This window comes from Pseudomonas sp. F1_0610 (assembly GCF_047470865.1).
Classification (GTDB): domain Bacteria; phylum Pseudomonadota; class Gammaproteobacteria; order Pseudomonadales; family Pseudomonadaceae; genus JAZDRH01.
This window is the reverse complement of record NZ_JAZDRH010000002.1, coordinates 187,805-206,162: the sequence shown is the minus strand read 5'-3', so window position 1 is coordinate 206,162 and position 18,358 is coordinate 187,805. Positions and strand designations below refer to the sequence as shown.

The 18,358-nt window shown below is 43.2% G+C and carries 15 protein-coding genes and 3 tRNA genes; 13 read left to right on the top strand and 5 right to left on the bottom strand.

Annotated elements, in window-relative coordinates; translation table 11 throughout:
• Nucleotides 1-265: 265 nt before the first annotated feature.
• Nucleotides 266-1,534, top strand: a complete 1,269-nt coding sequence (locus VQ643_RS02245; protein ID WP_414197637.1) for a malic enzyme-like NAD(P)-binding protein — start codon at nucleotides 266-268, stop codon at nucleotides 1,532-1,534.
• Nucleotides 1,535-1,601: 67 nt separating this feature from the next.
• Here VQ643_RS02245 and VQ643_RS02240 read toward each other — a convergent pair whose 3' ends face one another.
• Nucleotides 1,602-4,076 carry a penicillin-binding protein 1A gene (locus VQ643_RS02240; protein ID WP_414197636.1) on the bottom strand — a complete coding sequence of 825 codons (2,475 nt, stop codon included), beginning with the start codon at nucleotides 4,074-4,076 and terminating at the stop codon, nucleotides 1,602-1,604.
• A gap of 162 nt (nucleotides 4,077-4,238) precedes the next feature.
• On the opposite strand from VQ643_RS02240, the gene VQ643_RS02235 reads away from it, so the two are divergent.
• The 9 genes from VQ643_RS02235 to VQ643_RS02195 all read left to right on the top strand — a co-directional run bounded on the left by VQ643_RS02235 (nucleotide 4,239) and on the right by VQ643_RS02195 (nucleotide 13,052).
• The gene (locus tag VQ643_RS02235) at nucleotides 4,239-5,309 is read left to right on the top strand and encodes a pilus assembly protein PilM (protein WP_414197635.1); all 1,071 of its coding nucleotides are present in this window, start codon (nucleotides 4,239-4,241) and stop codon (nucleotides 5,307-5,309) included.
• Nucleotides 5,309-5,878, top strand: a complete 570-nt coding sequence (locus tag VQ643_RS02230) for a PilN domain-containing protein (protein ID WP_414197634.1) — start codon at nucleotides 5,309-5,311, stop codon at nucleotides 5,876-5,878. The genes VQ643_RS02235 and VQ643_RS02230 overlap by 1 nt, the downstream gene beginning before the upstream one ends.
• Nucleotides 5,875-6,501 (top strand): type 4a pilus biogenesis protein PilO, encoded by a 627-nt coding sequence (locus tag VQ643_RS02225; protein ID WP_414197633.1) that lies wholly within the window; start codon nucleotides 5,875-5,877, stop codon nucleotides 6,499-6,501. The genes VQ643_RS02230 and VQ643_RS02225 overlap by 4 nt, the downstream gene beginning before the upstream one ends.
• Nucleotides 6,501-7,022 carry a pilus assembly protein PilP gene (locus VQ643_RS02220; RefSeq protein ID WP_414197632.1) on the top strand — a complete coding sequence of 174 codons (522 nt, stop codon included), beginning with the start codon at nucleotides 6,501-6,503 and terminating at the stop codon, nucleotides 7,020-7,022. Before VQ643_RS02225 ends, VQ643_RS02220 begins: the two co-directional genes overlap by 1 nt.
• 39 nt (nucleotides 7,023-7,061) lie before the next feature.
• A complete protein-coding gene (gene pilQ / locus VQ643_RS02215) occupies nucleotides 7,062-9,113 on the top strand; it encodes a type IV pilus secretin PilQ (RefSeq protein ID WP_414197631.1) in 2,052 nt (683 codons plus the stop codon).
• Between the two features lie 11 nt (nucleotides 9,114-9,124).
• Complete coding sequence (gene aroK / locus VQ643_RS02210) at nucleotides 9,125-9,637, top strand: shikimate kinase AroK (RefSeq protein ID WP_414197630.1); 513 nt, start codon at nucleotides 9,125-9,127, stop codon at nucleotides 9,635-9,637.
• Between the two features lie 78 nt (nucleotides 9,638-9,715).
• Nucleotides 9,716-10,813 carry a 3-dehydroquinate synthase gene (gene aroB, locus VQ643_RS02205; protein WP_414197629.1) on the top strand — a complete coding sequence of 366 codons (1,098 nt, stop codon included), beginning with the start codon at nucleotides 9,716-9,718 and terminating at the stop codon, nucleotides 10,811-10,813.
• A 10-nt stretch (nucleotides 10,814-10,823) separates the two neighbouring features.
• Entirely contained in the window at nucleotides 10,824-12,212 is a 1,389-nt protein-coding gene (locus tag VQ643_RS02200; RefSeq protein WP_414197628.1) for an SPOR domain-containing protein, read from the top strand.
• The gene (locus VQ643_RS02195; protein WP_414197627.1) at nucleotides 12,213-13,052 is read left to right on the top strand and encodes a 23S rRNA (adenine(2030)-N(6))-methyltransferase RlmJ; all 840 of its coding nucleotides are present in this window, start codon (nucleotides 12,213-12,215) and stop codon (nucleotides 13,050-13,052) included.
• A 1-nt stretch (nucleotide 13,053) separates the two neighbouring features.
• Here the strand turns inward: VQ643_RS02195 and VQ643_RS02190 are convergent, their stop codons facing one another.
• The gene (locus VQ643_RS02190) at nucleotides 13,054-13,674 is read right to left on the bottom strand and encodes a TetR family transcriptional regulator (protein ID WP_414197626.1); all 621 of its coding nucleotides are present in this window, start codon (nucleotides 13,672-13,674) and stop codon (nucleotides 13,054-13,056) included.
• 227 nt (nucleotides 13,675-13,901) lie between these two features.
• On the opposite strand from VQ643_RS02190, the gene VQ643_RS02185 reads away from it, so the two are divergent.
• The 3 genes from VQ643_RS02185 to VQ643_RS02175 all read left to right on the top strand — a co-directional run bounded on the left by VQ643_RS02185 (nucleotide 13,902) and on the right by VQ643_RS02175 (nucleotide 14,135).
• Nucleotides 13,902-13,977, top strand: a tRNA-Asn gene (locus VQ643_RS02185).
• A gap of 2 nt (nucleotides 13,978-13,979) precedes the next feature.
• A tRNA-Pro gene (locus VQ643_RS02180) sits at nucleotides 13,980-14,055 on the top strand.
• Between the two features lie 5 nt (nucleotides 14,056-14,060).
• Nucleotides 14,061-14,135, top strand: a tRNA-Lys gene (locus VQ643_RS02175).
• A gap of 137 nt (nucleotides 14,136-14,272) precedes the next feature.
• Here the strand turns inward: VQ643_RS02175 and ispA are convergent.
• Genes ispA through uvrA form a run of 3 tightly spaced genes read right to left on the bottom strand, consistent with a single transcriptional unit; the run spans nucleotide 14,273 to nucleotide 18,284 of the window.
• The gene (ispA, locus tag VQ643_RS02170; RefSeq protein ID WP_414197625.1) at nucleotides 14,273-15,160 is read right to left on the bottom strand and encodes a (2E,6E)-farnesyl diphosphate synthase; all 888 of its coding nucleotides are present in this window, start codon (nucleotides 15,158-15,160) and stop codon (nucleotides 14,273-14,275) included.
• Complete coding sequence (locus tag VQ643_RS02165) at nucleotides 15,157-15,399, bottom strand: exodeoxyribonuclease VII small subunit (RefSeq protein WP_414197624.1); 243 nt, start codon at nucleotides 15,397-15,399, stop codon at nucleotides 15,157-15,159. Before VQ643_RS02165 ends, ispA begins: the two co-directional genes overlap by 4 nt.
• Nucleotides 15,400-15,455: 56 nt before the next feature.
• The gene (uvrA, locus tag VQ643_RS02160; protein WP_414197623.1) at nucleotides 15,456-18,284 is read right to left on the bottom strand and encodes an excinuclease ABC subunit UvrA; all 2,829 of its coding nucleotides are present in this window, start codon (nucleotides 18,282-18,284) and stop codon (nucleotides 15,456-15,458) included.
• Between the last annotated feature and the right edge of the window lie 74 nt (nucleotides 18,285-18,358).

The window sequence follows — 18,358 nt, the reverse complement described above, 5'->3', positions numbered from 1 at the left end:
AATACCAAATCTCCTAGGTGTTATCTAGGAGCATAAAAAAGGCGCTTTGAGAAGCGCCTTTTTTGTATCTTTTAGTAGTGCTTAGGTAAAAAATAAAATAAAAAAACTGTATTTAGAGAAATGCACTGTTTATTGCGCTATTTATAAAAAAACTTACTGTTTTGTGCGTATTCTACTTTTGTTTGATTGGCATCTTGTCGTTCAGCATCTTCTTGCGTATGCTCAGACAGGTAAAAATAATATCCAGTTTAAGCGGAATACTAATATGTCAGATCTAAAAACAGCCGCTCTTCAATACCATGCTGAGCCTCGTCCAGGTAAGCTAAGCGTTGAGCTAACAAAACCAACTGCCACTGCGCGTGATCTTGCCCTAGCTTATAGCCCAGGGGTGGCTGAGCCAGTGCGTGAAATTGCCCGTGATGCAGACCTAGCGTTCAAATACACAGGTAAAGGTAATCTTGTTGCGGTAGTTTCTGACGGTACTGCCATTTTAGGTCTTGGCGATTTAGGACCTTTGGCGTCAAAGCCCGTCATGGAAGGCAAGGGTGTCTTATTTAAGCGTTTTGCAGGAGTTGATGTATTTGATATTGAAGTGGACGCAGAAAGTCCACAAGCCTTTATTGATACAGTTAAGCGCATATCTATTACCTTTGGTGGTATTAATTTAGAAGATATTAAAGCACCTGAGTGTTTTGAAATTGAGCGTCTACTGATTGAGCAATGCGATATTCCAGTATTCCATGATGATCAACATGGAACTGCAATTGTAACAGCCGCAGGCTTGCTAAATGCTCTTGAAATTGCAGGAAAAAACCTAGAAAACGCGAAAATTGTTTGCTTGGGTGCAGGTGCTGCAGCAACGGCTTGTATGAAGCTGTTAGTGAGTATGGGCGCCAATGTAGAAAATATTTATATGGTTGATCGTAAAGGTGTAATTCATGCTGGTCGCGATGATTTAAACCAATATAAAGCGGTATTTGCGCATGAAACAGATAAGCGTACTTTAGCGGATGCTTGTGATGGGGCTGATGTTTTTGTGGGCGTGTCTGGCCCTGACTTATTGTCAGCAGATAACCTAAAGCGCATGGCGCCAAATCCAATTGTATTTGCCTGTGCTAACCCTGATCCTGAAATCAAACCAGAACTCGCTCATGCCACACGTTCTGATGTGATTATGGCAACAGGCCGTTCAGACTATCCAAACCAAGTAAACAATGTTTTGGGCTTTCCTTTTATTTTCCGTGGGGCACTAGATGTGCGTGCAACGCGCATTAACGAGGAAATGAAAATTGCAGCTGTTGAAGCGCTAAGATCATTGGCTAAAGAGCCAGTACCTAAAGAAGTGTTGGCTGCTTATAACTTAGAAAGCTTAGAATTTGGCCGTGAGTATATTATTCCAAAACCTTTAGATTCTCGTTTAATTACCTATATTTCTGATGCAGTAGCGAAAGCAGCTATTGAATCAGGTGTAGCTAAGTTAGGCTACCCAGCGCATTATCCGCTAAAGTCTGTTGATGATGTGTTTGGCAACTAATATAGTTGTTTGGAGGTAATAAAAAGCCCAGTTTTGTGAACTGGGCTTTTTAGTTTTTGGCAATTAATTAGAACATGTCTATTGGTGCATTATGAGCTGGAGCACCGTAAGGTGAATGATTAGAGTTGAAGGATGGTAGATCATCGTATTCACCTTGCATTGGCGGTGCTGGGTCTTCATTTTTAAACAACTCATAATAAGCACCCGGTGTGCCAGGGCGGGCGAGTAGTCCAGAGGTTGGGTCAATACGTAGCGTCTTCATCCCAGCAGGCTCTTTATAGGCCTTATTAGGCACATCTTTTAGTGCTTTACCCATGTAATCAATCCATATAGCTAAGGCAAAGTTGCTTCCCCACTCGCGGCGGCCTAGTGTCTGTGGCTGATCAAAGCCTGTCCAAACGGTTGTGATGATGTCTGGGTTATAACCACTAAACCACGTATCTTTGGCGTCATTGGTGGTACCAGTTTTGCCGGCTAAGTCTGTGCGCTTAAGCGCTAAGGCTCTGCCTGCAGTGCCACGTCGAACCACATCTTGTAGCATGCTATTCATGATATAAGCAGTACGCTCATCAATAATAAGTTCGGCTTCTTTATAAGGCTCTATTTGCTTTGGAAGCTCTAGTGCTAATGGGGTTTCATTGCTGATCTCGCTATGGGGTATAACTTGAGTTACTTTTCCCTCTAGCTGTTTTTGGTGGTTACTAATGCCTTGCGGAGTGCGTGCAGGATTGGCCAGATAAATGAGTTTGCCTGTGCGATCATAGATGCGATCTATAATATAAGGCTCAATTTTATAGCCGCCATTGGCAAACACAGCCCATCCTGTAGCCACTTCCATCGGAGTGACGTCTGCCGTGCCAAGTGCTAGCGTTAGGTTTCGAGGTAGCGCTTCAGGATCAAAACCAAAGCGGGCGATATAGTCAATGGCTTTATTTACACCAACGGCCTCTAGCAGTTTAATGGTGACAATATTTCTAGAACGATATAGCCCTTCGCGCACGCGGATAGGCCCAAGGAAAGTGTTGGTTGAGTTACGTGGCTTCCATGCTTTTGGCATACCAGGTTCATAGATTTCAATTGGCGCGTCATCAACAATGGTTGCGGCGGTCATGCCTGCATCAATAGCTGCACTATAAACAAAGGGTTTGAAGCTTGAGCCTGGTTGGCGTTTGGCTTGTAAGGCGCGATTATAGTGGCTTTGCTCAAATGAGAAGCCTCCAGATAATGAATCAATAGCACCATCGTGCGGGTGCAGTGATATTAGTGCTGCTTCTGCGTGTGGAATCTGGGAGAACAGCGCAGTTTTTTGATCGTCATTTAGCTGGACGCGAACAATGTCGCCCACTTGTACAATGTCAGCTGGTTGTTTTGGTGCTGGTCCCATACTGTTTGCGTTTTGGTATCGACGCGCCCATTTCATGCTTGCCCAGTCAACTTGACGCTGGCTGCCATTACGCAATACAACCGTGATACCTGTAGTCGTGATCTCAGTAACAAGTACCGGCTCTAAACCGCCAAGATTGATAAACTTGGCGAGCTCTTTTAGGGCGGAGCCTTGCTCAATGTTGCCTAAACGCGCTTCAGGGCCGCGAAAACCGTGGCGTTGATCATAATCAATCAGTCCTTGGAATACCGCTTGGTTGGCAAAGCTTTGTTTTGCGGAATCTACTGTAGTAATGACAGTATAGCCATCAGTATAGGCCTCGCCGCCATACTGTGCGACCATTTCAGCACGCGCCATTTCTGCTACATAAGGTGCATTTAAGTCCGGTTGAGTTATATGTAACTTGGCAATTTCAGGGCGGGCAATTTCAATATCATGTGTTGCCTTATCAATATAGCCAAGAAATAGCATGCGGTTCAAAATCCAATTGCGTCGTTCTAAGCTACGTGCTGGGTTTATTATTGGATTGTAAGCAGAGGGTGCTTTGGGTAAGCCGGCGATCATTGCTAATTGTGCAATATTTAAATCATTAATAGATTTTCCATAATAAACTTGCGCAGCTGCTTCGATACCATAAGCACGGTTACCAAGGTAAATTTTATTTACATATAGGGTTAAGATCTGATCTTTAGTTAGCATTTTTTCTAATTGAATAGCTAATAAAATCTGTTTGGCCTTGCGAATAAAACTCTTTTCATTAGTTAGAAAGTAGTTCTTGGCTACTTGCATTGTAATGGTGCTGCCGCCTGTTTTAATGGATCCTGTTTTTATAATTTCTGAGGCAGCTCTCATTAAACTTTTAATATCTACGCCATAATGCTTTTCAAAGTTGTCATCCTCTGCAGCAAGTAGGGCGAGCTTAAAGTTTTGAGGTATGTCAGTAGTTTGTATTGGAGAGCGGCGCATTTCTCCAAATTCGGCGATTAGTTTGCCATCATTGCTGTAGACTCTTAATGGGATTTGCAGTTCTACTTTGAGTATCGATTCAACAGAGGGGAGTTTTGGGCTCAGGTACAGGTAAGCACCACTAACACCTAGTGCAATTGAGCTGACTGTTGCAATCAGAGACCAAAATAGGAACTTAAAAATATGCTTCAAGGCTATCGAGCTTCCAAGTAAGTAAGTGAGTTAGGTAGTGCTTGATATGGGAGTAAAGTGTGCATTATAGATTTTTTTTTTTCTAGAGACATTGCTCTCTAGTCACAAAAATAATGAATAATGCATTTTACTTTAAAGTAATTGACCTATAGGAAGTAGACTGTGCTAGGGCTCTTCGGAAAAAAATCGAATGCGCTACTGGGGATTGATATCAGCAGTACCTCAGTCAAGCTAGTAGAACTTAGCGGTTCTGCTGGGCGCTATAAATTAGAAACATATGCTATTGAACCTTTACCTGCTAATGCTATTTCAGAAAAAAATATTGTTGAAATTGAATTGGTTGGCGAAGCTATCTCACGTGCATTGTCTAAGGCTAGAACTAGCCTGAAACAAGCAGCTGTAGCTGTATCTGGCTCAGCCGTAATCACTAAAATGATAGAGATGGACTCAGGCCTGTCAGACGAAGAGTTGGAAACACAGGTTAAATTGGAAGCGGATCAATATATTCCCTTCCCAATTGACGAAGTGGCTATCGACTTTGAAATTACAGGTCCTAGTACTAGGGCTCCAGGTCGTAATGATGTTCTACTGGCTGCTTGTCGAAAAGAAAATATTGAAGTGCGCGAAGCCGCTTTGTCTTTAGCAGGTATTAAAGCCAAAGTTGTTGAGATTGAAGTGCATGCTCTTGAGCGCTCATATGGCGTACAGGCAGCGCAGCTAGCCAGCGGTAATAATCCAGACAACATGGTTGTGGCTATGGTCGATATTGGTGCATCTATGATGACGCTAAATGTGATGCATGGTCAAAGATCCATTTACACGCGCGAACAACTGTTTGGCGGTAAGCAGTTAACAGACGAAATCCAGCGCCGTTATGGTTTAACAGCCGAGGAAGCAGATCAAGCTAAAAAACAAGGCGGGTTGCCAGAAGACTACTATACTCAAGTGCTAGAACCTTTCACTGAGTCAGTAGTACAACAGATTTCTCGTTCGTTACAGTTTTTTTATGCGGTAGGTCAGTACACGCAAGTTGATCATATCTTATTAGTAGGTGGGTCGGCTGTCATTGATGGTCTATCTAAGATGATTCAGAAAAAATTGGGTACTTCAACTAGCGTAGCTAATCCATTTGTAGCAATGGCAAAAAGCAATAAAGTAAATACTAGTGCATTAGCAAAGGATGCTAGCTCGCTAATGGTAGCCTGTGGCCTAGCCATGAGGAGTTTTGACTAATGGCGAATATTAACTTATTACCTTGGCGCGACGAGCTAAGGGAAGAACGCAAGCAGCACTTTCTTATCGCTATTATTATAGTGCTCGCCGTGGGTGCAGGGCTGATTTTTGTGGCTGGTAGTATTCTTGATGGGTGGGTTGATAATCAACGCGAGCGTAATAATTATTTGCAAGGTCAGATATCAGACTTAGATAAAACTATTGATCAAATCAAAACCTTAAAACAGCAGCGCCAAGAACTTATTGCACGTATGAAAATTATTCAAGACTTGCAAGGTAATAGGGCCATACCAGCGCGTATTCTTGAACAGTTTGTAACTCGCTTGCCAGAAGGTGTGTACTTTACGTCACTGGAAATGAAAGGTGACTATATTGCCTTACAAGGTGCGTCGGAATCGAACAATCAGGTTTCTAATCTTATGCGGGATTTAAGTGAATCTGATTGGCTGACCTCCCCAAACTTAACAGAGGTAAAGGCAACAACCGCTGGTGAAGTAGATCAGGCTAATACATTCCAACTGAGTGTTAAACAGACTAAGCCTGAAGCTGAGGCAGGAGCTAAAAAATGAGTAGCAATTGGCTTGATAGTTTAAAGCAGGTTAACTTTAACGAGCTAGATATTAACAATGTTGGCTCATGGCCTTTACCCGTACGCATTATTGCTTGCATTCTGGTATTTATTTTAACCTTAGGTGCTGGTTATTGGTTTTACATCAGTGATATCACTGATACTTTGGCGCAAGAAGAGCAAAAAGAAGAAACACTTAAGCAAGAGTTTGAGACTAAAGCGCGTCAAGCCTCCAATCTGAAAGAATACACAGAGCAAATGGTGTTGATGCAGACCTCATTTGAGGCACTTTTGAAACAGTTGCCAGCAGATACAGAAGTACCTGGCTTACTGGAAGATATCACTAGTGCAGGTCTGAAAAGCGGCTTAGAGTTTGACCAAATTAGATTATTACCCGAAGTTACTTCGCAGTTCTATATAGAGCTACCTATTCAGGTACGAGTAGAGGGTGGCTATCACGAGTTGGCTACATTTATTAGTGTATTGAGCAGTCTGCCACGTATTGTAACAGTGCATGATTTTACAATTAAGCCGACTACAAGCAAAGGTGCTTCAGGAGCTAAACTTGCTATGGATGTTGTATTGAAGACCTACCGCTATAATGAGCAAGGAGGAAGACGATAATGCGTATGCAACGCTTATTACTAGTCACTAGTCTTGCTGCTGCCCTTATAGGTTGTAGTGGTGGATATTCGGATTTAGAAGCTTATACTGCGGAAGTTAAAGGCCGTTCAAAAACGCCTATTGAACCTCTTCCTAAAGAAATAGTGTATGAACCATTTACCTACACAGTAGCAGCAAAACGTAATCCGTTTCAGCCGCCAGTAAAATTGGAAACCTTACGTAGTGCAGCTGTGGCACAAAATGTTAAGCCTGATGAAACGCGCATTAAGCAGTTCTTAGAAGGTTTTAATATTGAAACCTTCACTATGGTGGGTACTTTAACTAAAGATAGCAACTATTATGCGCTAGTGCGTGCTGATGGTGGTATTCATAGAGTTAAAGTCGGAGATTATTTAGGTCGTAACCATGGAAAAATAATCTCCATTAAACCATCAGAAATAGCTGTTGTTGAAATTGTACCAAACGGGGAAGGAGGTTATTTAGAGCGTCCACGTACTTTGGTATTACAAGAACGCTCATAACCTTTATATTTTAGCCGGACGAAAATGGAACGGAACATAATGAATACACTGCCAAAACTCAGTTTGTCTTTTCTCGCTCTCTGCGTTTCCCCAATGGTAATTGCAGCTAACCTTAACGCTGTAGATATTGCGGCGTTACCAGGTGATAAAGTAGAAATTAAATTAACCTTTGATGAACCCGTTGCTGTACCTAAGGGATATACAATAGATCAGCCTGCACGTATTGCGTTGGATCTGCCGGGTGTAAAAAATAAGCTGGGCTCTCGAAATCGAGAGATAGGTATAGGAAATGCGCGCAATTTAAATATTATTGAATCGCAAGATCGTACCCGTTTAGTTATTAATTTAACCTCTGCCACAGGGTATAACACTCGTGCAGAAGGTAATAATTTGTTTGTCACCATGGGCGAGGGCGTTAAAGGCTCATCTCAAGCGCCTTCTACAACACTACCTATGACAAAACCAGCCGCAGTACAAACTGCTGGTATTAGTAACCTTGATTTCCAACGTGGAGAAAAAGGTGAAGGCAACATTATTATTGACCTAACAGGTAGTGATATTACGCCAGACATTCAAGATCGTGGCGGTAAAATTGAGGTTAACTTTAAAAAAGCAGAGTTGCCGGATGCTTTACGCGTACGTTTGGATGTAAAAGATTTTGCAACACCTGTAAATTACATTCTTGCTGCACAAAAAGGAGCGGGAGCTTCTATTACCATTGAGCCAACAGGTTTTTATGACTACTTGGCTTACCAAAGTGGCAATCAGCTAGTTATTAGTGTTAAAGAGCTTACGCAAGAGCAGAAAGAAAAACAAACAGCCGAACGCTTTGCCTATACAGGTGAAAAACTCTCGCTTAACTTCCAAGATATTGATGTGCGTTCAGTACTGCAGTTAATTGCTGACTTTACAGACTTAAACTTGGTTGCTAGTGACACTGTCCAAGGCAACATTACATTACGCCTACAAAACGTACCTTGGGATCAGGCTTTAGAGCTGGTATTGAAAACCAAAGGTTTAGATTCACGTAAAGTAGGTAATGTACTTTTAGTTGCACCTGCTGATGAAATTGCTGCTCGTGAGCGTCAAGAGTTAGAGTCTCGTAAGCAAGTAGCAGAGTTGGCGCCTTTACGCCGTGAGCTGATCCAAGTGAATTACGCTAAGGCAAGTGATATTGCTGGTTTATTCCGCTCTGTAAAAGGCGATAAAGCAAAAGAAGAGCGCGGTTCAATCACAGTGGATGACCGTACAAACAGCATTATTGCTTACCAAACTCAAGAACAACTAGACGAGTTACGTCGTATTGTCGCTCAACTTGATATCCCAGTACGTCAAGTAATGATTGAAGCGCGTATTGTAGAGGCCAGTGTTAACTTCAACCGTGAAATTGGTGTGCAGTGGAAAGGCGCCATGGTCGGAGATAGTAAGTATAACTTTAGTGGTAAAGGCGGTAACCGTACAGGTGACGGTACTAAACCAAGTAATCCAGCGGATGTGGGCGGTACTTTCGTGGATATGGGGGGTGCTGCTAAAAATGGCTTTGGTATTGGTTTTATCACCAAAAATACTGTGCTTGATTTAGAGCTGTCAGCTATGGAAGCAGCAGGGCATGGTGAAATTGTCTCGCAACCTAAAGTAGTTACTTCTGATAAAGAAACAGCCAAAATTACTCGTGGTAAAGAAGTGCCTTATCAAGAGGCGTCCTCTAGTGGTGCGACCAGCACATCGTTTAAAGAGGCTGCACTTTCTCTAGAAGTAACGCCACAAATTACGCCAGACAATCGCATTTTGATGGAAGTTAAAGTCAATAATGATGATGTTGATACTGCAGGTGCAGGAGATGACGGTGTACCTGGCATCAAGAAAAATGAAGTGACGTCAAAAGTTTTAGTAGCTGATGGCGAAACTGTTGTGATTGGTGGTGTATTTAAAAATGAACAACAACGCAAAACTGAGAAAGTACCTTTATTAGGTGATATTCCTGGTCTTGGTCGTCTATTTAAATACACTAATATCAAAGATGAAAAAACAGAGCTTCTAATTTTCATTACACCACGTATTATGGATACAAAGGCAGTTAGTATTCAGTAATAGGTGCACAGTTGCAAAACATCATTCTTATTGGTCCGATGGGAGCTGGAAAAAGCACCATCGGACGTTTACTTGCAAAAGAGCTTAAATTACCTTTTAAGGACTCAGATAAAGAAATTGAACAGCGTACAGGCGCTATCATTCCTTTAATTTTTGATTTAGAAGGTGAGCAAGGGTTTCGTGATCGTGAGCAATCAATGATAGAGGAGCTTTGTTCTGAGCAGGGTGTTGTTTTAGCAACAGGTGGTGGGGCGGTGATGCGCTTGGAAAATCGCCAAGCATTACGTAAAGGTATTGTGATTTATTTGCACACTTCTGTGGATCAGCAGCTTGAACGCACGAGTCGAGATAAGAACAGACCTTTGTTGCAACAGCCAAACCCTCGAGAAATACTGCAGCGTTTACTCGACTTACGCGAGCCGTTTTATCGAGAAATTGCGGATATTATTGTAGAGACTGACACTCAATCCCCTAAGATTGTGGTGCAAGAACTTTTAAGTAAACTAGCGCAAAATATTGGCTAGCCTACAATTTACGATGAAATTATTGAGCAGGTTGTATAGCATTATACAACCTGCTTTTTTATTGGCTGTGAGGAAGTAATGCGGACACTGAATGTGGATTTAGCGGATCGGGCATACCCGATTTATATAGGACAAAATGTATTAAGTAATACATCCTGTTTTAAGCAGCATATTGCTGGTAAGCAGGTGGCTATTGTGACTAACACAACAGTAGCGCCTCTTTATTTGCAGACAGTTAAGTCGACATTAGTAGACTACAAAGTAACAGAGATTATTTTGCCTGATGGTGAAAGTTTTAAAAATTGGGAAACCTTGCAATTAATTTTTGATGCCTTATTGACAGAGAAAAATGATAGGCGCACGACAATTATTGCCCTAGGTGGTGGTGTGATAGGTGATATGGCTGGTTTTGCAGCAGCCTCTTATCAACGCGGTATTAACTTTATTCAAGTGCCTACCACATTGCTCTCTCAGGTAGATTCTTCGGTAGGTGGCAAGACAGGAATCAACCACCCTTTAGGTAAAAATATGATAGGTGCTTTCTACCAGCCGCAAGCAGTAGTAATAGATAGCACTACATTAAATACATTGCCACAACGGGAAATCTCAGCGGGTTTGGCTGAAGTTATTAAGTATGGACTTATTTGTGACTATAGTTTTTTAGAGTGGTTAGAGCAGCATATAGAAGACTTGCTTGCGCTTAATACAGAGGCACTTGTGTATGCTATTGAGCGCTCATGTGCGGCTAAGGCCGCTGTTGTTGCAGCAGATGAACGTGAGACAGGGTTGCGTGCTACATTAAATCTTGGTCATACTTTTGGTCATGCCATCGAAGCCGAGCAAGGCTATGGTAATTGGTTACATGGTGAAGCTGTTGCAGCTGGCACAGTGATGGCGTTACAGATGTCTTATTTACTAGGCTGGCTAACTCAAGAGCAACGAAACAGAGGTATTCGTCTTTTGCAAGCAGCTAAATTGCCAGTAATTCCACCGCAAGGAATGTGTCCAGCAGATTTTTTAAAGCATATGTCAGTGGATAAAAAAGTACTAGACGGGCAATTACGTTTAGTATTACTTGAAGATTTGGGTAAAGCATGTGTTACCGCAGGCTATCCGTTAACAGTGCTTGAGCAGGTGTTGGCAACGGATTACCTGGCACTTATTGAAACAATCTAAGAGAAATAGAATGAACACCCTACGAGATGAAGATTACTTGGCGTATTACGGGTTTGCGCATGATCCTTTTGCAGCGACTGTTCCAAACTTTAAATTCTTTTCTGCTCAACGAAAGCCTCTATTAGCAAAGCTTCATCATCTAGCACGTTATTCAAACTTATTGCTTGTTGTTACTGGCCCACGAGGTAGTGGTAAAAGCATTGTACGCAAAGCCATGCAGGTAAGTAGCAAGGCGCCTATCCAGACCATCCATATTCAGGCAGAACTGAAAGCAGATGCTGCTGCTATTCAGGCCGTTGTTGCGCAGGCCTTAATGGTGGACGAGGATGATTTAACAGCTTTATTGGAACGTATTGCAAGTCTTGCAGCAGATGGCAAACCTATCTATATCATGGTGGATGATGCTGATCGCCTTGATGATTCAGGGCTATTATTTTTATTGCGTCTTGCGCAAGGACGAGAAGATGGTGCTGCGCATGTATTTCTGTTTGCTCAAGGAAGTATTGAGCCGAAATTACAAGAGGTAGCTGACAATCAAGATCTTTATCATATAGAAGCTTTGCAACCTTGGAATCAAGCTGAGGTTGGGGAATATCTAGCCTTAAGACTATCTGGTGTTACTACGGAAAAAGACCTTTTTACAGCTGAAGAAGTTGCACAGATTGCTGAGCAATCGCATGGTTGGCCAGCAGCTATTAATCAGCTAGCGCGCCAAACACTGATTGAAGTAATGGAAGACTCGCAAGATGAACCTATTGCGGCCAAGAAAAACACTTCAATACGTTGGCTATTAGTCTTATTGGCCTGTGTTGTTTTGGCTGGAGTTGCTTGGTATTTGGTTGATTTTGCTAAAAGCAATCAACCTCAAAAGGTGCAGTTACTACCTTTGAATCAGCCTGTAACGCCATCTGAAACTGTAGAGGAGATACCTAAAACTCCAGCGGTAGAAGTAGCTCCAGATCAGCCACTTGTGCGTGACCCTATAGCACAAGCGGTTACACCAGAAGAAGAGCTTGCACAATACACGGTTATCGAACATCCTTCACAGCCACAGCCACAGCCACAGCCACAGCCACAGCCACAGCCAACTGTTCCTGCTACAACTAATGCAACGCCAAGTCTTAATGCTTGGTATAAACAGCAGAAGACATCGCATTACACCTTACAAGTATTTGGTTCACGTTCAGAGCAAGCTGCAAAAGAACTGGTGCAAGAATTAGGGGTTAATGGCCATTATTTTAGAAAACAACATCAAGGGCAGCCTTGGTTTGTTGTGACCTACGGAACTTTTGATTCCTATGCCCAAGCGCAAGCAGCCATTGCATCGTTACCGAGCAAAATGCAAACACCAAAACCTTGGGCGCGCTCATTCAGTACTATTCAGCAAGAGTTAGATTAAGTGAATTATCGTCATGCGTTTCATGCCGGCAATCATGCCGATGTCTTTAAACATAGTGTTTTAGTGTACTGTTTTGAATTGATGGCACATAAAGAGGCGCCTATTGCATATTTAGATAGCCACTCAGGTATTGGCTTGTATGACCTCCATGGCTCAGAAGCTGGTCGCACAGGTGAGTATTTGCAAGGTATTCAGCGTATTTGGCAAAGTGATGATACACCTGCTTCTATGCAAGGATATTTGCAGTTAATCAAACAGATGCAGCCAGAGACTGAATTGCGTTTTTATCCTGGTTCACCTGAAGTTGCTAGAAGCCTATCGCGTGCTCAGGATCGTTTGCAGTTAAATGAAATGCATCCAGAAGATAGTGTTAAGTTAAAAGGCAATATGCGTCTAGATCGGCGGGTAACAGTTCATCAAGGTGATGGATGGCACACGCCGAAAGCGTTATTACCAACGCAACAAAAGCGTTTATTAATGCTGATTGATCCCCCTTTTGAAAAAGAGGATGAGCTTAAGCGTTGTGTACAAGCCTTGCAGGAGGCTGTGCAACGAATGCGTCAAGCGGTTGTAATTATTTGGTATCCAGTGAAAGACCAAAAACAATTAAAGCATTTTTATAAAGCTTTAGAAAAATCGGGCGTACCTAAATTATTGTTAGCAGAGTTATTTGTACATCAGCCAGATGATGCGAGCCGTTTGACTGGTTCAGGTTTGGCTATTTGTAATGCACCTTGGGGGTTGGAACAGGAGCTAAAGCAGTTATTACCGTGGCTGGCAGAGAAATTAGCGCAAACAAAAGGTAGCTATAATCTAAAATGGCTGATTGCTGATAATTGACCTAATCCCAGTTTTTAATAAGCCCACGGAATAGGGCGTTTAGCATGTGTGCTATGTCTTCTTCTAGATTGAATAGTTTAGGGTCGCGAAGCCAATCATGTAATAAACCAACCACCATAGAGTGCACAGAAAGTGCTGCCCGGCGTGCATTAATACCTTCGCGTAGCAGTTGTTGGTCTTCTAACTTGGCAAAGAGCTGAGTACAAAGATCAATAAAGGTATTGATAAATATCTCATGGCGCACCTCGGCTTCGCGTATATCATCCGTAAACTCACAACGGCGCAATAAAATAGTAAAAATGCGGCGTTTACGTTCATTTAAGGCTAGGCCTTGCAGCGCCTCAATAATTTGGTTGCGCAAGACATAGGCCGAGCTTTCATTGGAACACAGACCAATTTGCTCCGCTAGCTGTTCAGAAGGTAAGCGAATTTGGTTTAGAATCTCGTTGAATAAATGTGCTTTATTATTGAAATGCCAATAGACAGCGCCACGAGTTACCCCCGCTTCGCGTGCTACCTGCTCTAATGATGTATGAGCTACACCATTTTTTAAAAAGAGTTGTTCGGCTGCTAAAATGATGTCAGCACGGGTTTGTTCAGCATTGGTTTTAGTGCGACGCATAGAAATACCTGCAGCTTTGTTACGGGTATAGTGTAATGGCTTTGTTAAGTAAATTGTTATTGCTATGTAGCTTATTGTGTCAAAGCAGCGTAAACGCTAGTGTTTTTCCTAGTGAGTTAAAAAAAATCAAAATAATTTAAATAAGTAGTTGACACTCAAGGGATTTCTAGTAGAATGCACCGCCACTAGCCGAGAGCAGCACTAAGCAGCTTAAAGTTAGGAGCTGTTCCGCAATAGCTCAGTCGGTAGAGCAGCAGACTGTTAATCTGTTGGTCCCTGGTTCGAGTCCAGGTTGCGGAGCCACTCGGGGTATAGCGCAGTTGGTAGCGCGCCTGCTTTGGGAGCAGGATGTCGGGAGTTCGAGTCCCCCTACCCCGACCATTTTTGGGTCGTTAGCTCAGTGGTAGAGCAGTTGGCTTTTAACCAATTGGTCGTAGGTTCGACCCCTACACGACCCACCATATTTAAAAACGCCTAATATTTTATTAGGCGTTTTTTTTCGTCTGCTAAAAAGTGATGATAAACATAACTGCCAAAATTGAACTACCCCAAAAAGTGGTGCATGCTTTTTGGGGGCGGCTCAAAATAACAGAAATTTTTAATGGTTTCGATTAACTATATATTCTGCTAAATCAATAAGATGCGCAGCGTTTAAGTCATCTCTTGTAATGGCAGAAATAGCCTGCTGTTTGAGTTCTTGGGCATACTCTTTAGCGTTGTCTAGCCCCATAAGCGCAGGGTAAGTTGGCTTGTTATGCTCGATATCGCTACCTTGGCGCTTGCCTAGTGTTGAGGTGTCTGTAATGACATCAAGAATATCATCCTGTACTTGAAAGGCTAGGCCAATATGCTGCGAATAGGCATGTAGCGATTCTAGCTGCTGTCGACTGGCCTTTTCACTGGCTAGTGCACCTAGGTAAGTAGCGGCACAGATGAGCGCGCCGGTTTTATGGCGATGCATATGCTCTAAATCAGACGGTGTTAAATGCTTACCTACAGAGCCAAGGTCAATCGCTTGCCCACCAACCATGCCGTTAGGACCTGCTGCCTGAGCGAGCTGTAGTACCATATTAAGGCGTGTTTGGGCTTGGCAAGGGTTAAATTCAGCACTGCTTAGCACTTCAAATGCCAAGCTTTGTAAACCATCACCTGCTAAAATAGCGCAGGCTTCATCATAGGCAATATGGGTTGTAGGTTTCCCGCGGCGTAGGTCGTCGTCGTCCATAGCCGGAAGATCGTCATGCACTAATGAGTAGGCATGGATTAGTTCTATAGCGCTGGCGGCGGCATCAGCTTGTGCCATGGCACCACCAACAGCTTCACAAGCTGCATAAGCTAGCAAGGGACGTACCCGTTTTCCACCATTCATCACGCTATAGTACATAGCTTCATATAAGCGCGCTAGCTTTGGTTGTTTGGCTTGTAAGACGCGGGTTAAAACGCTATCTACTCTTTCTTGGCAGCATTTTTGATACGCTTGAATCACTCACTTTGCTCCGCAGAAAAAGGCTGTTCTACTAATTGCTCATTACGTTCTAACAGTTGTGTGACCTTTTGCTCAGCTTGGCTTAAGGCTTGCTGGCATTCACGGGTTAAGGTGACGCCTTGTTCAAAGTGAGCCAAGGCTTGTTCAAGTGATAGATCGCCTTGTTCTAGTTGCTCTACTAAAGCCTGAAGCTGTGTTAATGACTGTTCAAAGTTAGCCGTGTTTTTTTTGCGAACCATAATTAGTACTCGTTATAAAAAGGGTCTTAACCACGAGTTAAAACCCTTAAAGTGTATCATTCTTGTGCAAGTAATGGCTTTAGGAAGCGACCAGTGTGTGAATTTTTATGTTGTGCAATTTGTTCTGGTGTGCCCGTGGCAATGATTTCTCCACCACCTGAGCCACCTTCAGGGCCGAGATCGACAATCCAATCAGCCGTTTTTATCACATCAAGATTATGCTCAATAACAACAACGGTATTGCCACGATCACGCAGTTGATGGAGTACATCAAGCAACTGTTGAATATCTGCAAAATGTAGCCCTGTTGTTGGCTCATCTAGAATATAAAGAGTTTTTCCTGTATCGCGCTTAGACAGCTCGCGGGCTAACTTCACGCGTTGGGCTTCGCCACCAGATAAAGTAGTAGCACTTTGTCCTAAGCGAATATAGGAAAGCCCTACATCTATCAGTGTTTGTAGTTTTCGAGAGAGCGCTGGTACCGCATCAAAAAAGGCGCGAGCGTCTTCAATGGTCATATCCAATACTTCATGAATATTTTTACCTTTATAGCGAATATCCAATGTTTCTCGGTTATAGCGTTTGCCTTTACAAAGATCACAAGGTACATAAATATCAGGCAGAAAGTGCATTTCTACTTTAATTACGCCATCGCCTTGGCAAGCTTCACAGCGCCCACCTTTGACGTTGAACGAGAAACGGCCAGGGGAGTAACCGCGCGCTCTCGATTCAGGTACGCCTGAAAACAGCTCGCGAACTGGGGTGAAAATACCTGTATAGGTCGCTGGGTTAGAACGTGGCGTGCGACCAATAGGGCTTTGGTCAATATCGACAACCTTGTCTAAATGCTGCATACCATGAAAGCTGGTGTAGGGTGCAGCTTCTAAGGTAGTTGCGCCATTGAGTTCTGTGGCAGTAATAGGGCGTAATGTATTGTTAATTAAGGTCGATTTTCCTGAACCTGAAACCCCTGTAATGCAGGTGAATAAACCAACAGGAATAGTTAGGTTGACGTTTTTTAAGTTGTTACCTGTTGCGCCTTTGAGTTCGAGCAGGCGTTTTTTATCAAAAGCGGTACGCTGCTGTGGATAGGTAATTTTCTTTTCTCGGCTTAAATATTGCCCTGTTAACGAGGCGGGGTTGCGCATAATTTGCTCAGGTGTTCCTTGCGCTACAATTTGTCCGCCATGTACCCCAGCGCCTGGACCAATATCGACAACATAGTCAGCTAAGCGAATCGCATCTTCGTCGTGCTCCACTACAATGACTGTATTGCCTAGGTTACGTAGATGTGTAAGTGTGCTGAGTAAGCGTTCATTGTCGCGTTGATGTAAGCCAATGGAAGGTTCATCTAAAATATACATAACGCCAACTAAGCCAGCACCAATTTGGCTGGCTAGGCGAATACGTTGAGCTTCACCGCCCGATAAGGTGTCCGCACTGCGATCCAGTGTTAGATAATCTAAACCAACATTGACTAAGAACTGCAGACGGGCGCAAATTTCTTTAAGAATTTTTCCCGCAATTTCTCCGCGGCGACCGTCTAAGTTAAGTTGCGCAAAATAGTGGCAGGCTTCACCGACGGGCATGCGTACCACTGTAGGCAGCACTTTCTCACCTACCCAGACATAGCGTGCATCACGGCGTAAACGGCTACCTTCACAGTCAGGGCAGGATTGAGTGCTCAGGTATTTGCTTAGCTCCTCACGCACGCTGGTGGATTCTGTTTCACGATAGCGCCGCTCTAAGTTAGGGATGATGCCTTCAAATGGATGGGCGCGTTGTACTATATCGCCACGGTCATTGAGGTAGCGGAACAGAATATCCTCTTTACCTGAACCATACAGAATCCGTGTTTGATCCGTTTTGCTAAGCTGCTTAAATACGGTATCGATATCAAATTGATAATGCTTAGCTAATGAGCTCAGCATTTGGAAATAGTAAGCATTGCGTCTATCCCAGCCGCGAATAGCCCCTTCACCTAAAGTAAGTTCGGCATTGATTAAGCGCTTAGCATCAAAAAACTGTTTTACGCCTAAACCATCGCAGGTAGGGCAAGCACCTGCTGGGTTATTAAAAGAAAACAGCTTAGGTTCAAGTTCACTAATGGAATGCCCGCAATGAGGGCAAGCAAAGCGGGCAGAGAAAATTATTTCATCTAAGTTTTCCCCTTCCATTGGAGCGATCAGAGCAATACCGTCAGCCAAGTTAAGTGCTGTTTCAAATGACTCAGCAAGGCGTTGTTGTAAATCGCTGCGCACTTTAAAGCGGTCAATTACAACTTCAATGCTGTGTTTTTTTTGTTTATCTAAACTGGGGATATCATCTAGCTCATACAGACGCCCATCAATGCGTGCGCGAACAAAGCCTTGAGCGCGTAAGTTCTCAAACAGAACCAGATGTTCACCCTTACGCTCGCGAACAACAGGCGCTAACAACATAAGCTTAGTGCCTTCCTCGATAGCTAATACTTGGTCAACCATTTGGCTTACGGTTTGTGCTTCTAATGGTAAGTCATGATCAGGACAATGGGGTATGCCTACACGAGCATAGAGTAAGCGTAAATAATCATAAATTTCAGTAATGGTGCCAACGGTTGAGCGAGGGTTGTGCGAGGTTGATTTCTGTTCAATAGAAATGGCAGGAGATAAGCCTTCAATGCTATCCACCTCAGGTTTTTCCATCATCGATAAAAATTGGCGGGCATAGGCTGAAAGTGACTCTACATAGCGTCGCTGTCCTTCTGCATATAAGGTATCAAAGGCCAGCGAGGACTTTCCTGAACCTGATAGTCCAGTGATCACAATCAGCTTATTGCGAGGAAGCGTTAAGTCGATGTTCTTTAAGTTGTGAGTGCGTGCACCACGAATTGAAATATTTTCCACTATCCTATCTCGCACAAGTGCTGTAAAAGTAACCAGTATAAAGCAATGTGATGCTGCGGCAAAACGTTTGCCCT

Coding starts and splice junctions, on each gene's coding strand:
- aroB (WP_414197629.1), top strand. CDS start 9,716: ATGCGGACACTGAATGTGGATTTAGCGGATCGGGCATACCCGATTTAT.
- VQ643_RS02225 (WP_414197633.1), top strand. CDS start 5,875: ATGAGTAGCAATTGGCTTGATAGTTTAAAGCAGGTTAACTTTAACGAG.
- VQ643_RS02190 (WP_414197626.1), bottom strand. CDS start 13,674: ATGCGTCGCACTAAAACCAATGCTGAACAAACCCGTGCTGACATCATT.
- VQ643_RS02165 (WP_414197624.1), bottom strand. CDS start 15,399: ATGGTTCGCAAAAAAAACACGGCTAACTTTGAACAGTCATTAACACAG.
- VQ643_RS02220 (WP_414197632.1), top strand. CDS start 6,501: ATGCGTATGCAACGCTTATTACTAGTCACTAGTCTTGCTGCTGCCCTT.
- VQ643_RS02200 (WP_414197628.1), top strand. CDS start 10,824: ATGAACACCCTACGAGATGAAGATTACTTGGCGTATTACGGGTTTGCG.
- pilQ (WP_414197631.1), top strand. CDS start 7,062: ATGAATACACTGCCAAAACTCAGTTTGTCTTTTCTCGCTCTCTGCGTT.
- VQ643_RS02245 (WP_414197637.1), top strand. CDS start 266: ATGTCAGATCTAAAAACAGCCGCTCTTCAATACCATGCTGAGCCTCGT.
- VQ643_RS02230 (WP_414197634.1), top strand. CDS start 5,309: ATGGCGAATATTAACTTATTACCTTGGCGCGACGAGCTAAGGGAAGAA.